Below are 22273 nucleotides of genomic sequence, written 5' to 3'. Positions count from 1 at the left end.
CCATCCGGAGAAAAGACGAAAACCATGTTTTGCCGTGCAGCCGCTTCCACGCTTTTGGCGGCCGCGGCGCTACCCGCCTGTGCGCAGTCGGCGGCGCCGGTGCCGGTTACCGTCGACAACTTCGCGCGCGCCGAATCGGATCGGTACTTCGAGCGGGTGGTGAAACGCGGCGCCCTCGGCCAGTTCGTGCATGCGCGCAAGGTCATGCCGGTCGAGGCGCAGACCGTCGTGCGGGGCAACCGCGACACGCTGTACTCGAGCGCCGTGTTCGATCTCGACGCAGGCCCCGTCACCATATCCATGCCGGACGCCGGACCGCGCTACATGTCCATGTCGGTGTACAACGAGGACCACCATGTCGCAGCCGTGCACCTTGGCGCGGGCCGCTACACGCTGACGAAGGAAAACGTCGGCACCCGCTACGCGCTGGTCGGCGTGCGTACGATGGTAGATCCCCGCGATCCGGAGGACGGCCGGATCGCGCACGCCATGCAGGACGCGATCGTCGCCAGCCAGCCCGACGGTCCCGGGCGGTTCGACGTCCCTGCATGGGACCAGGCCAGCCAGGACACGCTGCGCCATGCGCTCATCACACTCGGGGCGACGGTGCCCGATTCCCGAGGCATGTTCGGGCCGCCCGGCAAGGTGGATCCGGTACGCCATCTGGTGGGCAGCGCGATCGCGTGGGGTGGCATCCCCGAGCGCGAGGCGTTCTATCTTATCGTGAAGCCTGAACACAATGACGGCCAGACGGCGTACAGGATAGACGTGCCTCACGTACCGGTGGACGGCTTCTGGTCGATCAGCGTGTACAACGCGGCGGGCTACTTCGAGCCCAATGCGGAGGGTGCGTACACCATCAACAGCCTGACCGCGAAGCACGCGGCCGACGGTACGGTTTCGCTGCGCCTGGGCGATTGCAGGCCGGATACCCCGAACTGCATTCCCGTCACGCCGGGATGGAACTACATGGTGCGGTTCTATCTCCCTCATGCGGAAATCCTCGACGGTCGCTGGACGTTTCCGCTGCCGCAGCCCGTTTCGTGAATGAGGCGTCACCCAACGGGAAGGGCTTCCAGGGGATTGGGGAAGGGTTGTGCCGCTCCAGTGAACGGGCTCCATGTCCGCTTTGCTGAAAAGGCCGTCGCAGGGACAGCAAGCGTGGGCGGCTGCGAAGGGTCAGGTACTGCCCGTCGCGCATCGATCGTGGCCGTCGACCGGCACCGCCGGGTCGCGCGACATCTATCGAGGCGATCTCGAGCGGACGCTATGTGTCGCGCTCCGGGCTCGGCGCCGTCGCGCCGTCTCGTGTCTCCCGCATCGCCTCCACGAACAAGGCGAAGGCCGGTGACGTCAACCGGTGGCTCGCGTAATAAAGGTGATAGCCGGAGATTGCCTGGCTCCAGTCCTCCAGAACACGAATCAGATGACCTGTGGCGACGTACTCGTCTGTGACCAGTTCCGGGAGGTAGGCCAGTCCATTTCCCGCGAGCGCGGCACGCAAGACCATAGGGCTCAAGTTGAATACGCACTGCCCTTGCACTTGTACCGACAGCGCGTGCCCATCTTTCTCGAATTCCCACGGCATCAAGCCGCCGTATGTGGGAAAGCGCAGATTGATGCAGTTGTGTTGCGCGAGGTCCTTTGGCGTGAGCGGTCGCTGACGCGCACCGAAGTATCCGGGCGAGCCGACTACCGCCATTCGGCTGTCCCGGCTGATACGCACGGCGACCATGTCTTTCGCCACACGCTCGCCCAGACGAACCCCCGCGTCATAGCGCTCCGCGACGATATCGATCAGGCGGTGCTCAACGTTTACTTCGACGTGAATATCCGGGTGATCACGCAGAAAGCACTCGAGCTTGGGCCAGATGACCGCTTCGGCGGCGTGAAACGGCGCCGAGATCCGGATCGTTCCCGCGGGCTTATCCCGCAGGACGGACAACGCTGCAATCTCCGATTCAATGTCCTGAAAGCTTGGACCGATCCGACTGAGCAATCGCTCGCCGGCCACAGTCGGGGTAACGCTTCGCGTGGTGCGGGTCAGAAGGCGCACACCCAGACGCGTCTCCAGTGCTCGCACCGTCTGGCTGAGCGCGGACTGGGACACGCCTAGTTGTGCGGCGGCCTTGGTGAAGCTGCCTTCACGCGCAACGATGAGAAAGGCGAAAATGTCATTGAAGTTTTCCCGCATGGCACGTCCCTTGTGACATTCGACAAGCTCATCGCCGTGGCCTATCGGTTGACCATCTTCTGACCTTGAGCCGAGTATCGGTCACCATGGACCGTCACGCGAGAGACAGCGTCCTCGATATCGCGCAGATCATCGACGCTCAACACAATATTCGCGGCAGCGTTGTTTTCCTCGATGCGATGCAATTTCGTGGTGCCCGGGATGGGCACGATCCACGGCCGTTGCGCCAGTAGCCAGGACAATGCGATTTGTGCCGGCGTCACGCCTTTGCGCGATGCAATGGGTGCGAGCATTTCGACGAATGCCCGGTTGGCTTTGCGGGCTTCAGGAGCAAAGCGCGGCACGGTATTGCGGAAATCGCTCGCATCGAACTGCGTGTGCTCGTTGATGGCCCCCGTCAGAAAGCCCTTACCGAGTGGACTGAAGGGGACAAAGCCGATTCCGAGCTCTTCCAGAGTCGGCAGGATTTCCGATTCCGGCTCGCGCCACCACAGCGAATACTCGCTCTGCAGCGCCGCGACCGGCTGGACGGCGTGAGCGCGGCGGATGGCTTGCGCGCCGGCTTCGGACAGTCCGAAATGCTTGACCTTTCCTTCGCGGATCAATTGGCTCACCGTGCCGGCGACGTCCTCGATGGGCACCTGCGGGTCCACCCGGTGTTGATAGAACAGATCGATCCGATCGGTGTTCAGACGCTTGAGCGCCGCGTCTGCGACCTCGCGAATGCGTTCCGGGCGGCTGTCGAGTCCAGCCCTCGGATTTCCATCACGGAAGCCGAACTTTGTGGCGATGACGACCCCATCGCGAAACGGCGCCACGGCTTCACCGAGCACCTCTTCGTTGACGAACGGGCCGTATGCTTCCGCGCTATCGAAGAAGGTGACACCTTGCTCGAACGCTGACTGAATCAGCTTGATCGCGTCGGCGCGTTCCGTCGGCGGCCCGTAGGCAAAGCTCAGCCCCATGCAGCCGAATCCGATGGCGGAGACTTCCAGTCCGCCCTTCCCAAGTTGTCGTGTTTGCATCATCCATCTCCAAGGCAAAGGTACTTCGCAGACGGCAGTCCACACGGCTGCCACGCGGATCCGAACTGTACCTGCCAGACGGTGTGCTGATTAGACCAGCAAAGCCGGATGGACCTATTAGCCTATCTTATGAATCGTGATGCCGATTGTCTAATCGCCTCGAACCGCTCGAACCGCTCGAAGCGCTCGTGGAGACGGCGGGCGTATCAGGGCGATTCAGTGTGGACGACGGTTGCGGCGAGCGGGGGGCGATTCGGCTCTCCCGCTTGAATTGGCCCGGGGTCGTGCCAACTTCGCGTTTGAACATGCGGTTGAACGCAGCCTCGGATCGGTAGCCGATGCAATTGGCAATCTCATGCAGCGAGAGCTCGCCGCGCCGGATCAGTTGCGCGGCCTTGTGCATGCGCCATCGGATCAGGTAATCGAGCGCAGTCTGGCCGGCTTTCTCCTTGAAGCGTGCCGCGAACGCCGAACGGGACATCCCGGCGATCTTCGCCAGCGATTCCAGCGTCCACTCATTCGCGAGGTCGCTGTGGATCGCACGCGCCGCGTGCCTCAGATGAGGATCGGACGTCACGGCGAGCCAACCCGTCCTGGGCAATGCCTGCTGCTCGCAATACGCGCGGACCGCATGGATGAACAGAAGCTCGAAGATCCGCGCGATCATCGCGTCCGATCCCATGTCGCGACGCGCGGTTTCGCGCGCAAGCATCCCGAGGAGGTCCTCGATTGCGCGGTTCGATTCTTCGCCGGCCCTCAGCAACAGCAGCGACGGCAGTACGGACATGAGCGGCGCTGCGTCGCGCGCGTCAATTTCGAAGCAGCCGCTGATAAAGGTCGACGCGGCGCCGCCACCGCCGATCACGATCTTGTCGTCGATCTGCCTCGCCAGGACTTCCGCGCAGTCAAGCAGCGCCGAGCCGGGGGCGTCATAGGTCTCATACGCGCCGCCGTCAGGCTTGGCAGGCCGGACTGCAAATGAACATTCAAGACAGAGGACAACAAATGAAGGCTGTAGTGATAGACCGCGCTGGCGGTCCCGAGGTACTCAAGTGTGTCGAAATGCCGGATCCCGTGGCCGCGGCGGGCCAGGTGCTGGTCGAGGTAGCCGCCGCCGGCGTGAATTTCATGGATATTGGTGTCCGCCAGGGGAACATCTGGGCTGAGATGCCGTACCCGAAAACGCTGGGTGTCGAAGGCGCAGGCCGGGTCGTGGCGGTTGGCGAAGGCGTAGAGGATATCCAGGTCGGCCAGCGTGTGGCCTGGGTCTATTCCCCGGGCAGTTACACCGACATGGCCGTCGTCCCGGCAACCTCCGTAGTGGCGGTGCCCGATGCAATCGATGATCGGACCGCCGCGTCGATCATGATGGCGGGCCTTACCGCGAGTCACTTCGCGACCGACTTCTATCCTGTGCAACCTGGCGACATTGCGCTGGTCCACGCGGCAGCCGGCGGAGTCGGCCTTCTGTTGACGCAGATCATCAAGCTCAGGGGGGGCCACGTCATCGGTCGCGTGTCTTCACAGAGCAAGGCAGCAGTCGCCAAGCAGGCAGGTGCCGATCACGTCATCGTCGACACAGCCGGCCAGTTCGCCGAAGAAGCGGTTCGCCTGTCGGGTGGCAAAGGCGTGGACGTCGTCTATGACGGGTCCGGCCCGGCGACCTTCCAGGGCTCGCTCGATGCGCTCCGTAGTTCAGGCACATTCTGCTGGTATGGGCCAGTCCTTGGCGGGCCGGGGCCCCTCGACCTCATGAAGCTGCCGAAGAGCATCAAGATCGGCTACGCCGTATTTCTTGATCACGTCCATACGCCCGAACTGCTCCGCTCCCGGACGGCCCGGCTCTTCCAGTGGATCATCGAGGGCAAGTTGCAGATGCCCATCGGCGGTGAATATCGGCTGGAGGATGCTGCAAGAGCCCATGCGGACATGGAAAGTCGCGCCACGACAGGCAAGCTGCTGCTGATTCCCTGAACGAGATCGGCGTTGCTGTCCGCACCGGTGCGAGCGTCGTGCTCAGCGCAATGACCGGAAGCTGCTGCGCATCTCTTCCGTGAACACCATTGGCTGCTCCCAGGCAGCGAAATGGCCTCCTTTGGGCAAGCGATTGAAATGCATTAGCTTGGGATAAGCCTTTTCCACCCAGCTCTTCGGGGCCGCATATATCTCGTCGGGAAACACGCTGACCGCGACGGGGATGGCAAGGTGCTTCGGCTCGAAGAAGTTGAGCTTGTTTTCCCAATACAGACGCGCCGATGAAACGCCTGTGTTTGTCAGCCAGTACAACGTCACGTTGTCGAGAATATCGTCACGGGTCAGGCCTTCCGACGCGCCATCGAACACACGTGAGATCAGCGCCTGGCTGCTTGCGTCGTGGTCGATCATCCAGGCCGCCAGGCCGACTGGTGAATCCTCGATCGCGTAGAGGGTCTGCGGACGGTTCGCCATCTCGAGGGCGTAGCCCAGACCGTGCTTGTAGAAGTAGTCGAGCTGATCATACGCATGCTTCTCATCGGCCGAAAGGCCGGCCGGGGCGGGCTCACCGAACTTGAGCGCCTTGGCGACGTCATCAGGCACCGTGGCAGGCATGTTGGTGTGAATGCCAAGCAGTTCGGGCGGCTTTAGCAGCGCCATCTGCTCGGTCACGGCATTTCCCCAATCGCCGCCCTGGGCCACGTAGCGTGTGTAGCCAAGCTTTTTCATCAGCGCCACCCATGCGCGCGCGGTGCGCACAGGATCCCAGCCGGTCGTTGTCGGCTTGCCCGAGAATCCATAACCCGGCAGCGACGGAATCACGATATCGAAAGCATCGGACGCCGCGCCGCCATGTGCGGTCGGATTGGTGAGCGGCTCGATGATCTTCAGCTGTTCGATGATCGAGCCAGGCCATCCGTGCGTGACGATGATCGGGAGAGCGTCCTTCTGTTTCGATCGAACGTGAATGAAGTGAATGTCGAGCCCGTCGATCTCGGTAACGAAGTTCGGAACCGCATTCAGCTTTGCCTCGATCCGGCGCCAGTCGTAGCTGCTTGCCCAATAGCGCGCCAGGTTCTGCATCGTTGCGAGCTGCACCCCCTGCGATGCGTCCGTTACCGTCTCACGCTCCGGCCACCGGGTCGCCTTGACCCGCCTGCGCAGCTCGACAAGCTGCGACTCCGGAACACGGACGCGAAGTGGACGAATAGCGCTCTTGTCTCCGCTCGCCGCCCGGGAAACGTCAACGATGGTGGCATCGGCCAGGGCGTACTGGCTGAACGATGTCGCCGCAATCGCGGCCGCCGACACGCCGAAGAAGCGGCGGCGTGGCGGGTGTTCGGGAAGGATATCGGGTTCCATGCAAGCTCCTGTCGGCGTGCATCAAGCGCGCGAAGCAATGCGCAAGCGCGCAACCCGCACGATCAAGCGGGTCGCGCATCGTCCGGGGCGATGGCCGGCGCGGATCAGGCCGTTGACGGTTCCCCGTCGGTGAGACGCCAGATACCAGAAGGATTCCGGTGCTTCAGCGCTTCAGGCAACAGCTTGTCGGGAAAGCCCTGGTAACAGACCGGGCGCAAGAATCGCTCGATTGCGCTCATGCCGACAGAGGTGAAGCGGCTGTCGGAAGTTGCGGGAAATGGCCCGCCATGGATCGACGCGTACGACACCTCCTGCGGATGCGAGAACGCGTTGATGACGATTCGCCCTGTCCGGCGCTCCAGAATCGGCAGCAGCCGGCCGGCCATCGCGTAGTCATCCGGGTCGATCTGCATCGTGGTGGAAAGCTGTCCGCCGAACTGCCTTGCCATTGCGAAGAGCTGCGCTTCGTCCTTCACCCGGATGATCAGCGCGGCAGGTCCAAAAACCTCCGCCGACAGCGATGGTTCTTCAAGGGCACGCGCGCCGTCGACTTCGAAGAGCATCGACTGGCCTTCCCACATGCCTTGCGGATCGCCGCCAGCGGCGATTCGTTCGGCCCCGGCGCTGGACAGCCGCTCGAGGTTCCTGCGATACGCGGTGTTGATGCCCGGCGTAAGCATGGTGCGCGCGTGCATGGCTTGCACACGTGCGCGCATTGCCTGCTTCATCTCTTCGTAACCCCGGCCGTTAATGGCAAGCAGGATGGCCGGCTTGAGGCAGGCCTGTCCGACAGTGACAAGCATGCGCTCGGCGAATCCATCGCCAATCTCGCCGCCTCGCGAGGCCAGCGCGGCCGGCAAGACAAAGGTCGGATTGACGCTCGTCATTTCGGTGAAGACGGGAATCGGATCAGGGCGCTGCTGCGCGCGTCGGAACAGCGCCATGCCGCCGCCTTCGGAGCCCGTGAAGGTGACGCCCTTGACAAGCGGATGATCGACGAGCGCCTCGCCGATTTCATTGCCGCCGCCACGCACGAGAGAAAAGACACCTTCATGCAGCCCGGAATCCTTCACCGCCTGCCGGATCACGCGCGCCTGCATTTCGGACGCGCCCGGGTGCGCATTGTGTGCCTTCAGAATGACCGGACAACCAGCGGCCAGCGCCGAGGCCGTATCGCCGCCGGCGACAGAGTAGGAGATCGGAAAGTTGCTCGCGCCAAAGATGGCGACCGGACCGAGGGCGATCTTCTGCATGCGATGGTCCATTCGCGCACGCGGCTGACGCTCAGGCTGGGCGGGATCGATCGTGGCCTGGCGGAAACGTCCCTGGCGCACGACATTCGCGAACTGGCGGAATTGGGCCGCCGCCTTTGCGGCTTCTCCTTCGAGCTGGGCGACCGGCAAGCCCGTCTCGAGCGAAGTCCGTTGGGCAAGCGCCTGGGCGATGGCGTCGACGCCATCCGCGATGCGCTCGAGGAACGCGGCCCGCTCTGCAAGACTGGTGTTGTTATAGCTGTCGAAGGCGTCATCGGCCAGCTTTGCCGCCCGGTCGACTTCCGCGATGCCGCCAAATGCGAACGGCGGCTCGATTTCGAGATTCGTTGCCGGATTCAGCGCCTTCATCGTGCCCGCACCTGGGGCGACTTCCTCTGCACCAATGAGAAGACCACCCGTGAGCGTCATGACTGCCTCCGCTCGACGTCAGACAGGGCAGCGGTCAGCTCGGCCGTCGTCAGAATCGCATGGGCGAAGGTGGGGCCATTGAGTTCATGCGCCGCGCGCATCATTTCCTTGCTGAATGCCGCGGTGGCATCGCGCACAAGCGTGACGTGATAGCCCAGTTCCATGGCAAAGCGGCTTGTGGATTCAATGCAGGTATTCGCCAGCAGGCCGACGATCACGACATGCGTGACACCCTGCTGTTTCAACTGGAAGTCGAGATCGGTGTTGGCGAATCCACTTTGGGCCCAGTGCTCCTTGATGATGATGTCGTTCGCCTGAGGTATGAAATCGGGATGCCATTCGCCACCCCACGTTCCCAGCTCGAATGTGTGGCGCTCCTGGACAAGGCGTTGCGTCGGATTGGGATGATCCCAGTTGTCATAGTCGCCGGGTTGCCAGCGACGGTGCGGCACGTAGAACACCTGGATATTGGCTTTGCGCACGGCGGCGACCGTCGTGCGCAGATTGTCCAGCAGTCCGACTTCGGCGGCGATTTCCTTGATCATCGGAAATACCTTTCCGCCCTCGGACAGAAAGTCGTTGTACGGATCGACCAGCAGCAGGCCGGTACGGTCGGCGCGATAAACAGGATCGGGCATCTCGGCTCTCCATGACATGCAAAGCACCGTGATTACGACGTGCGCGACAAAGGTAGCCGTCGTCCGACGGCTTGCGCGACGCAATTCCATAGCGCGTCACTGTGGCGGGGGCGATGGAGCCCGGCCGATGCAACGCTGCTGGCATGAGCTCAGGCAGGTGGCGCTCATGCAACTCCCGGCCTACAGTGCCCGGACGCTACTTCACTCACTCATGCGGTGCGCGCCGGTTCCGCGTACATGCTCCGCGTGACGCCCGCCCTGCCGAATGATCCAATCGATTCTAGGTGATCGAAAGTGAAAGAGGTAGAAGCCCACGCATGCCGGGAAGATGCCTCGCGTGGCGGTGATGGGCGCTTGCGTGGTGCACTGCATACGCTACCCAAGCTCGCCAGGCACCGCGCCGAAGCCATGTATCAGATGAATTTTCCGGTGATACCACCATCGACCATCAACTCGGTCCCCGTGATGTACGCCGCGGCGTCCGATACGAGAAAGGCGCAAGCATGCGCCACGTCCCACGCGGTGCCCATGCGGCCCACGGGCACCTGACGCGCACGCTCCTGCCTGGCTCGATCGAAGTCTTCCGCGTCGTACATCTTTGCCACCGTGCTGGCGATCCGCGGGGTATCGATCAACCCGGGCACCACCGTGTTGGCGCKGATGCCGTCGGCCGCGTATTCATGTGCCACCAGCCGGATGTATTGCTCGGTGGCGGCTTTCGTCACGCCATACGCGAGGTGGGGATAGCCGAGATAGCGATGGCCCGCGATGGACGAGATGGCGACGATGGCACCGCGCCGCTGCTCCTTCATGCCTGGAAGCACCGCTTGCGCGCACAACAGCAGGCCGCCGACATTGGCGCCGTGTATGCGCGCCATGTCGGCCGCGCTCGTTTCCATGGCGCCACCTACCTTGCCGATGCCGACGTTGTAGTGCAGCACGTCCACCGGCCCGAATGCATCGCGCGCCTCGGCAAAGAGCCGCCCGACCTCCTGCTCGAGCGTCACGTCACCAAAAAGGGCAACCGCGCGGCCGCCCTCTTGCTCGATCAGCCGCAAGGTCTCGCGGGCAGACGCTTCGTCGCAGTCGGCCACCGATACGCTGGCGCCGAGCCGGGCGTACAGTACCGACGCGGCGCGTCCGATGCTCCAGCCCGGTCCGGCCGAACCACCACCCGCAACGAACACATGCCGGCCGTCAAGGCGCAGCGGCATCGGGAAAGCTGTTTCCATGTCTCTTATCCTCACTTAGCGCGGATGATTCATCAAACCACCTCCGCGGCGAACTTCGGCGCAATACGGCCTTCCTCGGTGCGCCGGAAGACCACCCGGACCGGCATGCCGACCCGCATGTCGGCATCATCGATCTCGACCAGGTTGGTCAGCATCGTGGGGCCTTCCGCCAATCGCACGTAGGCCACCGTATAGGGTTGCGCGGCGCGCCGCAACGTGGAGAACGCGTAGACCGTGCCGCGCCCGCTGAGCGGCTTCCATTCTGTCTGGTCGCTGCCGCAGAACGGGCAGATCTCGCGCGGGTACCAGTGCACCTTGCCGCAGTCACTACAGGACTTGCCAAGCAGCACGCCTTCCTCGGCCGCGCGCCAGAATGGCAGGCTCTCGGGGTTGGCCGCCACGTACGGATCTTCCAGAAACGATGTCGGGGTCATTTTTTCACTCCCTTTCCAGAACCAGCGCGGAGTACGCATGGCCACCGCCGAGCACGAGGCCGGGCCCAGATGCCATCGCGATGGAACAGTCCGGCACCTGCACCTGCGGATGGGCTTCGCCTCGCAATTGCCTGACGGCCTCGACGACTTTGGTCATGCCGCCGCGATTCTGCGGATGGTTGTTGCACAGCCCGCCACCGTCGGTGTTCCACGGCAGTTGGCCCTTGCCGGAAATCAGGTTGCCGTCGGCCACGAACGCGCCACCCTGCCCCTTCTTGCAAAAGCTGAGGTCTTCCAGTTGCATGATGACCATGATGGTGAAATTGTCATAAATGGACGCGTACTGGATGTCCTTCGGCCCAAGCCCGGCCTGCGCGAAGGCTTCCGTGCCCGCCTTCGTGGCGCCCGTGACGGTCAGGTCCACCATCCCCCCCTGATTGGTGTGCACGGTTTCGCCGGTGCCCAGTACCTTGACCAAGGGCCGCTTGAGCGAACGCGCCACGGCCGCGCTGGTTACCACCAGCGCCCCGCCACCGTCGGTGACCACGCAGCAGTCCATCTTGTGCAGCGGATCGGCAATGACGCCCGACGCCAATACATCTTCGACCGTGACAAGCTTGGGCAGGAACGCATGCGGATTGTGTTGCGCATGGGTCGAAGCGGCCACCTTGACCCACGCCATCTGCTCCGCGGTGGTGCCGAATTCGTGCATGTGGCGCTGCGCCGCCATGCCGTAGATGGTGGCGATGGTCCACTGGCTCGGGCTGTCCCAGACGGCTTCGGGGCGGTCCGGGCTCAACGCGCGTGGCTTGACGCCTACCGACTGTCCGGTGCTGCGCGGGCGCCCCGCCATGGTGATCAGTGCCACCGAGCACTTGCCTGCCGCGATGGCCGCCGCCGCGTGCGACACCAGCGAAATGTAGGAGCATCCGCCAAGCTCCGTGCCGTCGAGCCAGCGCAGCCGCAGGTTCAGGTAGTCGGCCATCAGCAGCGGCGTGCCGCCCGGCACATCGCCCGCGCAGAAGTAGCCGTCGACATCGGCCAGCGTGAGCCCCGCATCGGCCAGCGCCCCCCTGGCGCATTCGGCGTGGAGCTGGGCGACCGACTTGTCCGGCGCGTGCCGCGTCGGGTGCTCGTAGGCGCCGCAGATATAGGCGTGGGTCTGGTTCATGGTCGGCCTCATCAATGGACGGACCGCGCACCCGCGGTCCAGTGGCGGGACCGCAGCGCCTTCTTGTCGATCTTGCCGAGCGGCGTGAGCGGCAACGCAGCGATGATCTCCACCCGCTTGGGCGTCGCCACGGTGCCCTTGGCCTGGCGCACCGCTGCGGCAATCTCGTCCTCCGACACCTGGCAGCCGTCCTTCAGTTGCACATAGGCCATGACCATCTCGCCCCATTTTTCGTCGGGAATGCCGATCACGGCCGCCGAGGCCACCGACGGATGCGCGCAGATGGTGTCCTCGATCTCCTTGGGATACACGTTGAATCCGCCCGAAATGATCATGTCCTTCTTGCGGTCGACGATGTAGTACAGGCCATCGGCATCCTTGTACGCAATATCGCCAGTGTGGAGCCAGCCGTCCTTGAGCGTCGATGCCGTTTCCGCCGGATTGTTGAGATAGCCCGACATCAGCAACGGCCCGCGCACGCAGACCTCGCCACGCTCGCCGGCCGCCACCTCGGCACCGTCGGCATCGAGCAGGCAGACGCGCATCAGCGGATAGGGGCGTCCGGCCGAAGCCAGTTGCGCATCGCTCAGGCGCGGATGATCGTGCTTGCCCAGGATCAGGATCGAGTTCGGCGACTCCGTCTGCCCGTAGCTCTGGATCAGGATGGGACCCAGAAGATCCAGCGCCTGGCGGATGCGCGAGGGCGAGGTGGGCGCCGCGCTGTAGATCAGCGAATGGAACTTCGACCAGTCGACCTCTTTCACGCGCGCGCAATCCAGCAGCGCGTACAGCATGGTGGGCACCAGCCACGTCACGTTGCAGCCGTATTTGTTGATCGTGTCGATCAGGCCGTCGGCCGAGAAGCCCCGCATCAGCGTAATGCAGCCACCGCGCATCAGCGTGGGAACCACCAGCGATCCGGCGCCATGCGAGATCGGCGCTACGCAGAGATACTTGACGTCGGCCGGCCATTCCTTGGCAGACAGGTCCAGCACCACATTGGTCGCCAGCGCGCGGTTGGACAGCATCACGCCCTTGGGGCGACCGGTCGTTCCTCCGGTATAGGCCACGCGGACCACCAGTTCCGCGTCGCCAAAGGCCACGAGCGGCGCCGGCTGGTAGGCCTGCATCGCGTCGTCCAGCGCGTCGAAACCCGGAATTGCACCCAGCGACATCCATGCCCGCACCTTGCCGCAGCGCTTGCGCAGCGCCTGGCCGCGCGCCTGGTGATAGGCGTCGACGATCACCACGCTGGCACCGCAGTCATCAAGGACGAACTCGTGGTCGGCCTCGCTGCCCATGGCGTGCAGCATGACGGAGCGCAAACCGCGCAGATAGACCGCGGCGACGATCGCAAACACCTCGAAGCGGTTCACGGCCAGTTGCGCCACGGTGTCGCCGGGCTTCAGGCCCAGGCTGTCGAAGTGCTGCGCGATCTGGCTGATGCGCTGGCCCAGTGCCGCGTAGCTGATCGTGGCATCGTCGCTGGCAAACGCCGTGCGCTCGGGAAAGCGCTCGATCGCGCCGATCACGAGGTCCGCAATCGTGCCGCCGTGCGTCAGTTCAGGAGAGAGTTGCATGTCATTCCACCGTTACGTTACCAGCCTTGATCATCTGTTCCCACTTGGGGGTGTCTTCGCGCATGCGTTCCGCAAACGCGTCCGGGGCCACCTGCGCGGGCGCCAGCCCCAGTTCCTCGATTCGCTTGACGATCTCCGGGGACTTCAGTGCATCGACCACGGCGTAGGAGATCGTCTTGCGGATCGGCGCGGGAACGCCGGATGGCACGAACATGCCAAACCAGCCCACGGGCTCGAAACCCGCGATGCCTTCCTCGCTCATCGTCGGCACATTCGGCAGCAGCACCGAGCGCTTCGGTCCCGTGCCGGCCAGCACCTTCAGCTTGCCGCCGCCCAGCTGCGCGCGTAGCGGCGAGATATCGACGAAGGCGGCGTCGACCTGCTGGCCCAGCAACGCCGTCAGCAGCGGCGCGGAGCCCGCGAACGGCACGTGGACCATCTCGAGCCTGTTGGCAGAATTGAACAGCGAGCCGTGCAGGTGCGAGGAGCCGCCATTGCCGTTCGAGCCGTAGCTGAGGCGCCCCTGATGGCCCCTGGCATAGGCGATGAATTCCTTGAGCGTGTTGGCCGGTGACGATGCGGGAACCACGAGGAAGTTGGTGGAGGTGGCCACCTGGGCTACCGGAGTGAAGTCCTTTACCGCCGTGTACGGCAGCTTCTTGTAGAGGCCGGGCTCCTGGATCAGCGCGGTGGTGGAGAGCAGGAGCGTGTAGCCGTCAGGCTTGGCACGGGCCGCCAGTGCATTGCCGATCTGGCCGCTGGCGCCTGGCTTGTTTTCCACCACGACGCTGGTCTTCCAGCGCTTGCCCAGTTCATTGCCAAGCATGCGGGCCACGATGTCCGTGCCGCCGCCGGCAGCAAACGGCACGATGATGGTGACGGGGCGGCTTGGATAGGTACCTGCCGCGGTGTCCTGCGCGGTGGCCAGCGTCGGGCCAAGCGCCAACGCCAGCATCAGGGCACATGAGGTCTGTGTCCACCGCAGGCGCAACATTGCCAAGGTCATGCTTGTCTCCAGTCTGGTTATGTGCCGTCTGTCTCCGCTACGCCAGGTGACCGGTGCGGGCTCGGCTGGGATGAAGTTTTCCGCTTATCACGATCGCTGGGAAGGCTACAATGTCCGCCTGCCGGACAAACCAACAAATGGCTAAAATGTGACGACAACGCACATCGACGATGGCAACCGCTCGTTGCAGCGTGGCCTGGACGTGCTTGACTGCGTGCGGCAACACGCCCGGGGCGGCGTACGGGTAATGGAGATCATGCGGCTTTGCATGCTGGAACGGGCTACGGTCTATCGGCTCTTGAGCACGCTGATCGCCGCGGGCTACGTGGCCAAGCGGGACAGGTACTGGTATGTGCCCGGGCCGCGCATCCAGGACGTCTCCGGCGGCGCGCCCGTCAACGAACTCGCGACGCGGCTACAACCCGTGCTGCGGCACATCAGCGAAATTACCGAAGACTCTGCATTCGCGGTGGTGCGCGATGGCGCTCAGTCACACTGCATCGCCCGCCAGATCGGCACGTTCCCCGTCCAGGTGCTGATCGTGCAGGTTGGCCGCCGCCAGCCTTTGGGGGTCGGCGCCGCCGGACTTGCGCTGCTGGCTTCGTTACCTGAACACGAAGCCGCCGCAATGATTGCCGCCAACGCCGCGACCTTGGGCAGCTACGGCGGGATGACGCCCGAACGCATGCAGCTATTGCTGAAAGCCACGCGCGAGCGAGGCTGGTCTGTCGTCGGTAACCATGTAGCCACTGACACCCTCGGGGTGGGCATTGCCATTCCCGCCACGGGCGGCGTGCCGTTGGCCGCCATCAGCGTAGCCGCGCCGCTGGCACGCATGCAGCGTCAGCGCCAGACCTACATCATCAAGACGATCCAGGACGCGCTGGGGAAGCTATTGCCGACCGGCTTATAGAAGCATCCGCAAACGTTATATGCCGGGGCCGCATCAGATCCACTGGTCGTTCTCGACAGTACGCTCGCCCGTCGCACCGTCGCCTGTGTTCACCACACCTCGCGGCTCGATCAGCAGCAGCTTCACTTCTGCGTCTGCACAGGGCTTGTGCTCGACGCCCTTGGGCACCACCGCCATCTGGCCGGCGCGCAGCACGATAGAACTGTCGCCCAAAGGGCCCGCGCGGACATCGATGCGCAGCTCGCCCTCGAGCACGATGAACGCTTCATCCGTATCGTTGTGCCGATGCCACTGGAACTCGCCTTCGACCTTCACGACCTTGAACTGATAGTCGTTCATTTCAGCGACGACGCGCGGTTGCCAGTGACCGTTGATCTGCGCGATCTTGCCGGCCAGGTCGATGGCCTGGCACTGGCCGCGTTCGGCCGGCGCGGTGGTGTGGTTCGAGGATTGGTCCATCGTTCTCTCCGTTCAAAGGTCAATGCGCCGAGGATACGCATGCTCCTTGCGTCCGTATTGAACGATCGTGGCTGTTTTCAGGTGCGGTGGACGCTGCCCGCGGCCTGGAGCCAGCGCCCCGGCGTCAGCCCGAATGCTTTCGAGAAGTGGCGCGTCATGTGGCTCTGGTCAGCAAAACCCGCGGCCGCGGCGGCGTGGGCGAGCGAGGTGCCGGCGAGCAGCATGCGGCGCACCGCATCGAGGCGCCGCATCGTCAGATAGCGGTACGGGCTCGTGCCGTAGAACGTGCGAAAGTCGTGCGACAGGCTCCAGCGATCGCGGCCCGTCGCAGCTTCCAGTTCGACGAGCGTGACGACGCGGGCGCAGTTCGCGTGCAAATAGTCGCGTGCGCGCCGCGCCGAGAGGAAGTCGCCTTTCGGGCGTCGCGTGGACGTGCCAGTAACGGCGGCAAGGGCATACGCCAGTTCGGCGAGCGCATCGCTCTGTTCGAGCGATTCGAGCGTATGGCCGACGTGCTGCAGCAACGTCGCGGTTGCCGCTGCAAGACGCGGATCGGTCGTCACGCCGCCTTCGAGGAACGGCAGCGCGCGTCCACCGAGCACATCCTGAAAGAGCGCGGGTTCAACGTAGATCATCCTGTACCGGAACCCTTCGTCGGTGCCCGCCTGGCCATCGTGAATCTCGTCGGGGTGCAGCACCATCGTGTTGCCCGGCAGGCTGTTTCGCTGGCTGCGCCGATAGTTGAAACTCTGGACGCCGGCGAGCGTGCGGCCAATGGCATAGGTGTCGTGACGGTGCATGGCATACGCCTTGCCGTGAAACCACGCTTCGATGCGCTCGACGCCTTCCATCGGCTCGGCGCACCTCACCCAGTCGGGGCATGAGAGCGCTGCTGGTCGGTTCATGATGTATGAATTTTGGCGGCCCGGGGTGTCGCGCTGCGGTACAAGCCCCCGGGCGCGGTGCGATGCGCAGCAGCTACCCGGATTGTCGCACGGGAAGATCCAGTCGCCGGTGTTGCAGGACGAACAACGGGGCCACGGAATTTCCAGACTGGCCCTGAGCGAAAAACGCCAGACCATCGGCGGCCGCTTCCGGCCCCCGGATACGCTGGAGGCCGGGCCGTCCGCTCAACGCTGCGCCGCCTGCAACTGCCCGGCAAGCGGCCGATAGTGGGCGGTCTCGGACTCAACCAGTGCCCGGATTTCCTTGCCCGACACCGCAAACGTCTCGGCGCCCACGTTTTCCGTCAGGTACCTGACGAACTCCGGCCGCTTCATCGCCTTGATCAAGGCGGTCTCGATTGACTGCGCGACAGGCTCGGGGGTCTTCCCGGCAATGCCGATGCCGATCCAGCCCGCCATCTCGTACTGCTTCGGTCCGCTCTCTGCGATCGTCGGCACGGATGGCAGCAACCGGTGCCGTTCCTTGCCGGCCACCGCCAGGGGGCGCAGCTTGCCGGAGGCGATCAGCGGCATCGCTCCGCCGACATCGATCAGCGCGACATCCACCGTGCCGCCGGCCAGGTCGGTCTGCAGCGGCGTGGCGGTCTTGTAGGAGACCTGGTTGAACGTCACGCTTGCCATCTGCTGCATGCGCAGCGCCCCGAGCCGATAGTAGGCGGTGTAGCTGCCCAGGCTGACCGAGCCTGGCGCCCGCCTTGCCTCGGCCAGCACATCGGCGAGGGTATGAAAGCGGGACGCACCGCCGGTCACCAGCAGGGCCCCGAGTCGCATCATGCCGGCCACCGGGCGGAGATCGAGTTGCGGATCATAGGACGTGGAGGCGTTGATCAGCGGGTTGATGATCATCGAGCTCGGCGAGATCATCAGCATGCTGTACCCGTCCGCCGGTGCGGACAGGAGTGCCTGCACCGCTACCAGCGAATCCGCGCCCGGCTTGTTTTCCACCACGACGGGCTGTCCCAGTTCCTCCGCCGCAAGCCTGGCGAGCAGCCGCGCGCTGGAGTCGGCGCTGCTGCCCGGGCCGAGCGGCACCAGGAAACGTATCGGGCGTGCAGGCCATGTCTCGGCATGGGCTGCGCCGATGCCGGAAATCGGGCCTGGAACGCCGGGCAACGTTGCGGCCAGCGCGAGGGCCAGCAGGCGAATGCGGGATCGCTGTGTCATGGGTGTCTCCTGTATTGGGATCGGCGGAACCTCATATGACGGCCGCCTCCCGAAGTTGCCGCTGCACGGCGTCGCTCAAGCCAAGCCATCCCCCGAAGACTTCTTCGTTGTGCTCTGCCAGGGTTGGCGCTGAACGGATCGGCCCCGCGGGCGTGGCTGACAGCCGTGGGCCCACGCCAGGCATCCGGACGGTCCCGATGCGGGGATTCTCGACGCTTTCAATGCTGCCTCGCTCCAGATAGTGGCGATCCGAGAAAATGTCCTCGATGGAGTATGTCAGCGTGTACGCAAGCCCGGCGTCGTGCAAGGCGGTCTCGACCTCAGGTACCGCAAGCCCCTTGATCCATCGGCCGACGATGGCATTCAACTCGACGACATGCTCCCATCGCTGGCGATGGGTGGCGTACCGGGGATCGTCGGCCAGCGCCGGCGTACCCATCGCGCCGCACAGGCGCCGGAACATGGCGTCGTTGGACATGGTGAGCACGAGATAACGGCCATCGCAGGTCTCGAAGATGTCCCCCGGCGCCGCTGCCGCCGCAAGATTGCCCTGCCGTTGCCGGACCTCGCCGAGCCGGTCATAGGCCGGGGCCAGGGTATCGGTAAAGCGGAAGACGGATTCATAGAGCCCGAGGTCGATGTGCTGCCCCGCCCCGCCGTTTGCGTCGCGATGATAGAGCGCCATCATCACTGCGTACGCACCGAATAGCGCGGCCTGGTAGTCCGCCATCGTCACCCCCGGTCTCACGGGAGGACGATCCGGGAACCCGGAAATATGCAGGACGCCGCTGAACGCCAGCGCGATGCGATCGAAGGCAGCGCGCTTCGCGTAGGGACCGGTCTGCCCGAAGCCGGACACGCTCAGCATGACGAGCCCTGGATTGAGCGCGGACAAGGCCTCGTAGTCAAGTCCCCACGCGGCAAGCGTTCCGGGACGGAAATTCTCTACCACCACGTCGACCTTTGTCGCCAGCTGGCGGGCCAGTGCCTGGCCTTCCGGCTTGCGCAGATCGAGCGTGACCGACTTCTTGTTCCGTCCCTCGACATTCCAGTACAGGCTTTCGTTATCGACAAAGGGACCGATCTTCCGCAATGGATCGCCGGTACCCGGTTGTTCGACTTTCACGACTTCCGCACCGAAGTCGGCCAGCAGGGTCCCGGCCACGGGTCCGGCAATCATCGTCCCCAGGTCCAGCACCTTGAGGCTGGCAAGCGGTCCCCGTCGCTGGCCGCTGGCTTCGTCGCGCATTCCCGGCTCACTCATCTGATGTACTCCTTGTCAATTTCCTGAAGACCCGGCGTCCGGGCATCCGTGCAGCCTCGCAGGCCGCCACCTCCACCTGGTAGCCGGCTTTTCCGTGGAGGATGCGCAGCGCCGGCGCGAGCAAGCGCTACACGCGGCCGGCAGCCCTGGCGGCGGCCACGACCTGCGACCATTTCCCCAGCTCCGCGCGCTGGTACTGGAGCGCCTCGGCCGGCGTTCCCGGCGCCCCTGTCAACCCGTAGTTCTTCATGCTGCCCGCGCTTGCCGGATCGGCCAGGAAGCCGTTCAGGGCGGCGTTGAGCGTGGCTACCGTGTCATCACCGGCGCGGGCGGGGACATAGACTCCCAGCCAGGTATCGACCGAGTAGCCCGGCACCGCCCCGGATGCCCTCGGTACGCCGCGCAGCTCGCTCCCGGCCGTGGAACTGGTGATGGCCAGCGGCACGAGCTTGCCCGCCCGGATATGCACTTCCACCGACGACGTGTTGGTCAGCAGCACGTCGATCTCGTTCGAGAGCAATGCCACCTCGGCCTGGACCGTCCCCTTGTAGGGAACGTGCATCATCTCGATCCCCGCCGAGAGCTGGAGATACTCCATGGCCATGTGGAGGACGCTGCCGGTGCCGCTCGAGCCGTAGGTCAGCTTTCCGGGATTCTGCTTCGCGTACCGGATCACGTCCTGAAGATTGCGGAATCCCTTTGCGGGGTTGGCGACGATCAGGGTCTCGGCCTTCGCCAGCAGTCCGACGATGCGGAAGTCGTTCAACGTGCTGTACTGCACGCTCTGGACGAGCGGGTTGACCACCATGGTGCTGCTCGGTCCGATCAGCAGCGTATGCCCGTCCGGCGCTGCCCGCGCGACGAACTGCGCACCGATCGCGCCGGTCGCGCCCGTCTTGTTCTCCACCACGGCGGCCTGTCCTCGCGCCCGGGTCAGGTGCCGCGCGAAAGCGCGAGCCATGATGTCGGTGGTGGCGCCGGGCGCGGTCGGCACGATGATGGACACCGGCCGCCCGGGGTCGAGCGCGGCAAGCGCCGGACGGATCCCTGCACACAGACCCATCGCCGCCAGCCCGAGCACGTGCTTGCCGAATGCGCGCCGTCCCGCCGAATGCTCATTGCCGAATATTTCCATGCTCGCCTCCAGTCTCCGCAGAACCGTCAAACATGCAGGATCGTTGCCGCCGCGACCGCCGCGTCATGACCAACCTGGCCGCCGTTGTTTTCGGCCAGCGCGACCTTGGCGTCGTCGCGTTGCCGTGGCCCCGCCTGGCCCCGCAACTGTTGTGTCAGTTCGACGAGCTGGGCCACGCCCGTCGCGCCGATGGGATGCCCCTTGCTCAGCAGGCCGCCGCTTGGATTGACGGATATCCGGCCATTGATTCCCGTCTGGCCGCTTCGCAATAGCGCGGGGCCCTCGCCCGGGCCACAGAGTCCTAGCGACTCGTAGTACATCAGTTCCGCGGGTGCCGAGGCATCGTGCAGCTCGGCTACGTGAATGTCGCGCGGATCGACGCCGGCTTCCTCGTACGCCTGGAATGTGGCGCGGACGGCGGCAGGCTTCCCGCTGCCCTCAGGCGTTCCGGAGACGATGACCGATCCACCCACCCACACCGGGCGCCGCGCGGAAAGGCGCGCGGCGCGTTCGGGAGAGCAGACGACGATGGCGGCTGCGCCGTCGCCGATCGACGAGCACATCTGCAGCGTCAGCGGATCGCTGATGACCCGGCTCGCCAGCACGTCCGGGACTGTCGTCTCCGCCCGAAACTGGGCATTCGGATTCAACGAGGCGGCCCTGCGGCTCTTGACCACGATCCCCGCCAGGTCCGCGCGCGTGGCGCCGGTCTGCGCCATGTACTTGCGGGTTCGGGCGGCGTAGATATCCATGAAGATGGACCCGCTTCCCGCGCCGACGTGTTCCGGCTGCTTCTCGTCGAGATCGACAGCCGTGGCCAGCGCCGCCAGCGAAACCCGCTTGTCCGGATGCGTCATGCGTTCGGCGCCCACCACCAGCGCGGCCTGTACCCTGCCGCTGCACACCGCCCTCCAGGCCAGATGGAATGCCGTGCTTCCCGATGCGCAGGCATTCTCGACATTGAAGATCGCCTGCCCCCGCAGTCCGAGAAAGCGAAGCGCCGCCTGCCCGCGAATCATTTCCTGCCCGGTGATCATGCCCCCGACCGCATTCGAGAAATACACCTCGTCCACGTCATCCGGCTGCATTCCGGCATCGCCGAGGGCCGCCCTCGCGGCCTGCTCGGCAAGGTGCCGGACCGTGAGATCGGGAAACTTGCCGAACGGCGTCATGCCGACCCCGACAATTGCACATGCCTGTTTCATCTATGGCTCCGGTGAGATTGGAAGCGCCGGGAATCAACGCCCCTGGAAGCGCGGTGCGCGCTTTTCGCGGAATGCGGCAAGGCCTTCGGCGCGGTCGAAGGAGGCGGAATACAACTGGCTCAGGTCCCGTTCCCGACGCATGGCCGCACCGTGGGGCTGCGTCGGCGCATCGCTGATCGCCTCTTTCATCCGCCCCAGCAGCAGCGGGCTCTTCGCCGCCAGGCGCTGCGCCAGGGCGGCCACCGTGGAGCGGAACGCCTCATCCTCGGCCACGGCCTGCACCAGGCCGATGGCCTGCGCGTCGCGGGCAGGGATAAGCTCTCCCGAGAACATCAGGTACTTCGCCATGGCAACACCGACCATCCTCGGCAGCCGGACGGTGGCACCCGCGCCGGGAAACAGGCCGTAGTTCGAATGGCCGTCGCCGAGCCTTGCCGATGCCGCGGCCACGACAAAGTCGCAGGCGAGCATCAGTTCCAGGCCGCCCGCCACCGTCACACCGTTCACGGCGGCGATGATCGGCTTGGGACAGAGTTCCATGGCATCCGTCAGGCCGGAAATGGTGCGCAGGAAGGCAGCGCTTGCCTCGGTACCGGCGCCGCGGCTTTCCGCCTCCTTGAGGTCGGCGCCCGCGCAGAACGCTCGCCCGGCCCCCGTCAGGACAATCACGCCTACCTCGGGATCACGCGCCGCGGCGGCGAATCTCTCCTGCAACGCGCTGACCAGCGAGCCCGAGAGTGCATTCAGGGCTTCCGGCCTGTTCATGGTCAACCACAACACACCACCTTCGTTGGCCATATCGACCACATTCTTTTGCTGCGTCGGCATATCTTCTCCTTGTCCGTTCAAGCGGTTCATTTGTACGCTGCC

The 22273-nt window shown here is 64.6% G+C and carries 21 protein-coding genes and 1 pseudogene; 3 read left to right on the top strand and 19 right to left on the bottom strand.

What is annotated here, in order from left to right:
• Positions 1 to 24 precede the first annotated feature (24 nt).
• On the top strand, positions 25 to 1047 hold the full coding sequence (locus AC1DK4_RS10260; RefSeq protein ID WP_441614016.1) for a DUF1254 domain-containing protein: 1023 nt from the start codon (positions 25 to 27) through the stop codon (positions 1045 to 1047).
• A 220-nt stretch (positions 1048 to 1267) separates the two neighbouring features.
• On the opposite strand, the gene AC1DK4_RS10255 is transcribed toward AC1DK4_RS10260, so the two are convergent.
• From AC1DK4_RS10255 to AC1DK4_RS10240, 4 genes and pseudogenes are all read right to left on the bottom strand, one after another.
• On the bottom strand, positions 1268 to 2194 hold the full coding sequence (locus AC1DK4_RS10255; protein WP_441614015.1) for a LysR family transcriptional regulator: 927 nt from the start codon (positions 2192 to 2194) through the stop codon (positions 1268 to 1270).
• Positions 2195 to 2235: 41 nt separating this feature from the next.
• Complete coding sequence (locus tag AC1DK4_RS10250) at positions 2236 to 3219, bottom strand: aldo/keto reductase (RefSeq protein WP_441649731.1); 984 nt, start codon at positions 3217 to 3219, stop codon at positions 2236 to 2238.
• Positions 3220 to 3346: 127 nt separating this feature from the next.
• Entirely contained in the window at positions 3347 to 3796 is a 450-nt protein-coding gene (locus AC1DK4_RS10245; protein ID WP_477131514.1) for a helix-turn-helix transcriptional regulator, read from the bottom strand.
• 45 nt (positions 3797 to 3841) lie between these two features.
• Positions 3842 to 4138 (bottom strand): annotated as a pseudogene (locus tag AC1DK4_RS10240) (cupin domain-containing protein); the annotation flags it as partial.
• 59 nt (positions 4139 to 4197) lie between these two features.
• Here AC1DK4_RS10240 and AC1DK4_RS10235 point away from each other — a divergent pair.
• Positions 4198 to 5193, top strand: coding sequence for a quinone oxidoreductase family protein (locus AC1DK4_RS10235; RefSeq protein ID WP_441614013.1), 996 nt, complete (start codon positions 4198 to 4200; stop codon positions 5191 to 5193).
• 42 nt (positions 5194 to 5235) lie between these two features.
• Here the strand turns inward: AC1DK4_RS10235 and AC1DK4_RS10230 are convergent, their stop codons facing one another.
• From AC1DK4_RS10230 to AC1DK4_RS10195, 8 genes are all read right to left on the bottom strand, one after another.
• Entirely contained in the window at positions 5236 to 6555 is a 1320-nt protein-coding gene (locus AC1DK4_RS10230) for an epoxide hydrolase family protein (RefSeq protein WP_441614012.1), read from the bottom strand.
• A gap of 104 nt (positions 6556 to 6659) precedes the next feature.
• The gene (locus AC1DK4_RS10225) at positions 6660 to 8237 is read right to left on the bottom strand and encodes an aldehyde dehydrogenase (NADP(+)) (protein ID WP_441614011.1); all 1578 of its coding nucleotides are present in this window, start codon (positions 8235 to 8237) and stop codon (positions 6660 to 6662) included.
• The gene (locus AC1DK4_RS10220; RefSeq protein WP_441614010.1) at positions 8234 to 8875 is read right to left on the bottom strand and encodes a cysteine hydrolase family protein; all 642 of its coding nucleotides are present in this window, start codon (positions 8873 to 8875) and stop codon (positions 8234 to 8236) included. The genes AC1DK4_RS10225 and AC1DK4_RS10220 overlap by 4 nt, the downstream gene beginning before the upstream one ends.
• Positions 8876 to 9288: 413 nt before the next feature.
• Complete coding sequence (locus AC1DK4_RS10215; protein WP_477131504.1) at positions 9289 to 10107, bottom strand: SDR family NAD(P)-dependent oxidoreductase; 819 nt, start codon at positions 10105 to 10107, stop codon at positions 9289 to 9291.
• A 32-nt stretch (positions 10108 to 10139) separates the two neighbouring features.
• On the bottom strand, positions 10140 to 10541 hold the full coding sequence (locus AC1DK4_RS10210; RefSeq protein WP_441649729.1) for a Zn-ribbon domain-containing OB-fold protein: 402 nt from the start codon (positions 10539 to 10541) through the stop codon (positions 10140 to 10142).
• A gap of 4 nt (positions 10542 to 10545) precedes the next feature.
• On the bottom strand, positions 10546 to 11712 hold the full coding sequence (locus AC1DK4_RS10205; RefSeq protein WP_441614007.1) for a thiolase domain-containing protein: 1167 nt from the start codon (positions 11710 to 11712) through the stop codon (positions 10546 to 10548).
• An 11-nt stretch (positions 11713 to 11723) separates the two neighbouring features.
• Positions 11724 to 13292 (bottom strand): AMP-binding protein, encoded by a 1569-nt coding sequence (locus AC1DK4_RS10200; RefSeq protein WP_441614006.1) that lies wholly within the window; start codon positions 13290 to 13292, stop codon positions 11724 to 11726.
• A 1-nt stretch (position 13293) separates the two neighbouring features.
• Positions 13294 to 14298 (bottom strand): Bug family tripartite tricarboxylate transporter substrate binding protein, encoded by a 1005-nt coding sequence (locus tag AC1DK4_RS10195; protein ID WP_441614005.1) that lies wholly within the window; start codon positions 14296 to 14298, stop codon positions 13294 to 13296.
• A 148-nt stretch (positions 14299 to 14446) separates the two neighbouring features.
• Here AC1DK4_RS10195 and AC1DK4_RS10190 point away from each other — a divergent pair, with 148 nt between their 5' ends.
• Complete coding sequence (locus AC1DK4_RS10190; RefSeq protein ID WP_441614004.1) at positions 14447 to 15211, top strand: IclR family transcriptional regulator; 765 nt, start codon at positions 14447 to 14449, stop codon at positions 15209 to 15211.
• Positions 15212 to 15244: 33 nt separating this feature from the next.
• Here AC1DK4_RS10190 and AC1DK4_RS10185 read toward each other — a convergent pair whose 3' ends face one another.
• The 7 genes from AC1DK4_RS10185 to AC1DK4_RS10155 form a co-directional block, all read right to left on the bottom strand.
• Complete coding sequence (locus tag AC1DK4_RS10185; RefSeq protein ID WP_441614003.1) at positions 15245 to 15670, bottom strand: cupin domain-containing protein; 426 nt, start codon at positions 15668 to 15670, stop codon at positions 15245 to 15247.
• Positions 15671 to 15747: 77 nt separating this feature from the next.
• Positions 15748 to 16575 carry an AraC family transcriptional regulator gene (locus AC1DK4_RS10180; protein WP_441614002.1) on the bottom strand — a complete coding sequence of 276 codons (828 nt, stop codon included), beginning with the start codon at positions 16573 to 16575 and terminating at the stop codon, positions 15748 to 15750.
• A 225-nt stretch (positions 16576 to 16800) separates the two neighbouring features.
• The gene (locus AC1DK4_RS10175) at positions 16801 to 17799 is read right to left on the bottom strand and encodes a tripartite tricarboxylate transporter substrate binding protein (RefSeq protein ID WP_441614001.1); all 999 of its coding nucleotides are present in this window, start codon (positions 17797 to 17799) and stop codon (positions 16801 to 16803) included.
• A 31-nt stretch (positions 17800 to 17830) separates the two neighbouring features.
• On the bottom strand, positions 17831 to 19063 hold the full coding sequence (locus AC1DK4_RS10170; protein WP_441614000.1) for a CaiB/BaiF CoA transferase family protein: 1233 nt from the start codon (positions 19061 to 19063) through the stop codon (positions 17831 to 17833).
• A gap of 127 nt (positions 19064 to 19190) precedes the next feature.
• Positions 19191 to 20198 (bottom strand): Bug family tripartite tricarboxylate transporter substrate binding protein, encoded by a 1008-nt coding sequence (locus tag AC1DK4_RS10165; protein WP_441613999.1) that lies wholly within the window; start codon positions 20196 to 20198, stop codon positions 19191 to 19193.
• 26 nt (positions 20199 to 20224) lie between these two features.
• On the bottom strand, positions 20225 to 21403 hold the full coding sequence (locus AC1DK4_RS10160; RefSeq protein ID WP_441613998.1) for a thiolase family protein: 1179 nt from the start codon (positions 21401 to 21403) through the stop codon (positions 20225 to 20227).
• A gap of 33 nt (positions 21404 to 21436) precedes the next feature.
• On the bottom strand, positions 21437 to 22261 hold the full coding sequence (locus AC1DK4_RS10155) for an enoyl-CoA hydratase/isomerase family protein (protein WP_441613997.1): 825 nt from the start codon (positions 22259 to 22261) through the stop codon (positions 21437 to 21439).
• Positions 22262 to 22273 lie beyond the last annotated feature (12 nt).

This window comes from Cupriavidus sp. 05N38, assembly GCF_056397345.1.
Note: the sequence above shows the minus strand (reverse complement) of the source record. Positions and strands in the feature narration are given on the sequence as shown.

Bases quoted from the DNA above. Each gene is read 5' to 3' on its own strand.
- AC1DK4_RS10155 (WP_441613997.1), bottom strand. From the start codon at position 22,261: ATGAACCGCTTGAACGGACAAGGAGAAGATATGCCGACGCAGCAAAAG.
- AC1DK4_RS10255 (WP_441614015.1), bottom strand. From the start codon at position 2,194: ATGCGGGAAAACTTCAATGACATTTTCGCCTTTCTCATCGTTGCGCGT.
- AC1DK4_RS10170 (WP_441614000.1), bottom strand. From the start codon at position 19,063: ATGAGTGAGCCGGGAATGCGCGACGAAGCCAGCGGCCAGCGACGGGGA.
- AC1DK4_RS10210 (WP_441649729.1), bottom strand. From the start codon at position 10,541: ATGACCCCGACATCGTTTCTGGAAGATCCGTACGTGGCGGCCAACCCC.
- AC1DK4_RS10160 (WP_441613998.1), bottom strand. From the start codon at position 21,403: ATGAAACAGGCATGTGCAATTGTCGGGGTCGGCATGACGCCGTTCGGC.
- AC1DK4_RS10200 (WP_441614006.1), bottom strand. From the start codon at position 13,292: ATGCAACTCTCTCCTGAACTGACGCACGGCGGCACGATTGCGGACCTC.
- AC1DK4_RS10165 (WP_441613999.1), bottom strand. From the start codon at position 20,198: ATGGAAATATTCGGCAATGAGCATTCGGCGGGACGGCGCGCATTCGGC.
- AC1DK4_RS10185 (WP_441614003.1), bottom strand. From the start codon at position 15,670: ATGGACCAATCCTCGAACCACACCACCGCGCCGGCCGAACGCGGCCAG.
- AC1DK4_RS10250 (WP_441649731.1), bottom strand. From the start codon at position 3,219: ATGCAAACACGACAACTTGGGAAGGGCGGACTGGAAGTCTCCGCCATC.
- AC1DK4_RS10230 (WP_441614012.1), bottom strand. From the start codon at position 6,555: ATGGAACCCGATATCCTTCCCGAACACCCGCCACGCCGCCGCTTCTTC.
- AC1DK4_RS10225 (WP_441614011.1), bottom strand. From the start codon at position 8,237: ATGACGCTCACGGGTGGTCTTCTCATTGGTGCAGAGGAAGTCGCCCCA.
- AC1DK4_RS10220 (WP_441614010.1), bottom strand. From the start codon at position 8,875: ATGCCCGATCCTGTTTATCGCGCCGACCGTACCGGCCTGCTGCTGGTC.
- AC1DK4_RS10195 (WP_441614005.1), bottom strand. From the start codon at position 14,298: ATGACCTTGGCAATGTTGCGCCTGCGGTGGACACAGACCTCATGTGCC.
- AC1DK4_RS10205 (WP_441614007.1), bottom strand. From the start codon at position 11,712: ATGAACCAGACCCACGCCTATATCTGCGGCGCCTACGAGCACCCGACG.
- AC1DK4_RS10260 (WP_441614016.1), top strand. From the start codon at position 25: ATGTTTTGCCGTGCAGCCGCTTCCACGCTTTTGGCGGCCGCGGCGCTA.
- AC1DK4_RS10235 (WP_441614013.1), top strand. From the start codon at position 4,198: ATGAACATTCAAGACAGAGGACAACAAATGAAGGCTGTAGTGATAGAC.
- AC1DK4_RS10175 (WP_441614001.1), bottom strand. From the start codon at position 17,799: ATGACACAGCGATCCCGCATTCGCCTGCTGGCCCTCGCGCTGGCCGCA.
- AC1DK4_RS10180 (WP_441614002.1), bottom strand. From the start codon at position 16,575: ATGAACCGACCAGCAGCGCTCTCATGCCCCGACTGGGTGAGGTGCGCC.